This is a genomic window from Brevibacterium sp. NPDC056726, assembly GCF_042790515.1.
GTDB lineage: Bacteria > Actinomycetota > Actinomycetes > Actinomycetales > Brevibacteriaceae > Brevibacterium > Brevibacterium sanguinis.
Window position 1 is genome coordinate 1 of sequence record NZ_JBHTYZ010000012.1, and the last position, 2,021, is coordinate 2,021.

Sequence of the window (2,021 nt, forward strand, 5' to 3'; positions counted from 1 at the left end):
TGCTTGATGCTCGCGTCCACTATACGATTCTCAAACCACTACCAAACACCACCCCACACCAGGCAGCAGTACTGCCAGCAGCGGGTTGGGTTGGGGCCTGTGGAACCACATGTTGTGATTCCAGGACCCAACAGCGTGCCTGTCCTACCCCGCCCACACCCACACACGTCGTCACGGCACGAACCGGACCATCCTGTGTGGATGAGCGAGGAATGTGATGTTCCACCCTTGAGCAACCCACCCGAACCACGTACGGGTTCTGTTGGTGGGCACCATACTGGTGTGCTCCTTAGAAAGGAGGTGATCCAGCCGCACCTTCCGGTACGGCTACCTTGTTACGACTTAGTCCCAATCACCAGTCCCACCTTAGACGGCCCCCTCCAGAAAACTGGTTAGGCCACCGGCTTCGGGTGTTACCGACTTTCGTGACTTGACGGGCGGTGTGTACAAGGCCCGGGAACGTATTCACCGCAGCGTTGCTGATCTGCGATTACTAGCGACTCCGACTTCACGTAGTCGAATTGCAGACTACGATCCGAACTGAGACTGGCTTTAAGGGATTCGCTGACCCTCACGGGTTCGCTTCTCTTTGTACCAGCCATTGTAGCATGCGTGAAGCCCAAGACATAAAGGGCATGATGATTTGACGTCATCCCCACCTTCCTCCGAGTTGACCCCGGCAGTCTCCTATGAGTTCCCACCATCACGTGCTGGCAACATAGAACGAGGGTTGCGCTCGTTGCGGGACTTAACCCAACATCTCACGACACGAGCTGACGACAACCATGCACCACCTGTACACCAACCCCAAAGGGGAAGACCTGTTTCCAGGCCGGTCTGGTGTATGTCAAGCCTTGGTAAGGTTCTTCGCGTTGCATCGAATTAATCCGCATGCTCCGCCGCTTGTGCGGGCCCCCGTCAATTCCTTTGAGTTTTAGCCTTGCGACCGTACTCCCCAGGCGGGGCACTTAATGCGTTAGCTACGGCGCGGAGAACGTGGAATGTCCCCCACACCTAGTGCCCAACGTTTACGGCATGGACTACCAGGGTATCTAATCCTGTTCGCTCCCCATGCTTTCGCTCCTCAGTGTCAGTTACAGCCCAGAGTCCCGCCTTCGCCACCGGTGTTCCTCCTGATATCTGCGCATTTCACCGCTACACCAGGAATTCCAGACTCCCCTACTGCACTCTAGTCAGCCCGTACCCACTGCACGCGCAACGTTAAGCGTTGCGTTTCCACAGCAGACGTGACCAACCACCTACGAGCTCTTTACGCCCAATAATTCCGGACAACGCTCGTACCCTACGTATTACCGCGGCTGCTGGCACGTAGTTAGCCGGTACTTCTTCTGCAGGTACCGTCACTTTCGCTTCTTCCCTGCTGAAAGCGGTTTACAACCCGAAGGCCGTCATCCCGCACGCTGCGTCGCTGCATCAGGGTTTCCCCCATTGTGCAATATTCCCCACTGCTGCCTCCCGTAGGAGTCTGGGCCGTGTCTCAGTCCCAGTGTGGCCGGTCGCCCTCTCAGGCCGGCTACCCGTCGTCGTCTTGGTGAGCCATTACCTCACCAACAAACTGATAGGCCGCGAGCCCATCCCCAACCGAAAAAAACTTTCCACCCACCCTCATGCGAGGACAGGTCATATCCGGTATTAGACCCAGTTTCCCGGGCTTATCCCGAAGTCAGGGGCAGGTTACTCACGTGTTACTCACCCGTTCGCCACTCATCCACCCCAGCAAGCTGGGGCTTCAGCGTTCGACTTGCATGTGTTAAGCACGCAGCCAGCGTTCGTCCTGAGCCAGGATCAAACTCTCCATAAAAAACTTTTTACTTCAGTGATCCCGGCAAGACAGTCACCACGCCCACGGGGGTGGACACAGTGACCCATACCACCACAACCCAGGCAATGGGTCATGGTGTGGTTGTCTTACCAGAAAAAATTTTCTGGCATCACATTGTTCAAACAAACACGCTATTGGATTCTCAAACCACAAACACACACCCAACCATCACACGAAA

Annotated in this window: 1 rRNA gene; it reads right to left on the reverse strand. The window is 55.8% G+C overall.

What is annotated here, in order from left to right:
* Window positions 1-293: 293 nt before the first annotated feature.
* Window positions 294-1,822 (reverse strand): 16S ribosomal RNA (locus ACFQ91_RS17155).
* Between the last annotated feature and the right edge of the window lie 199 nt (window positions 1,823-2,021).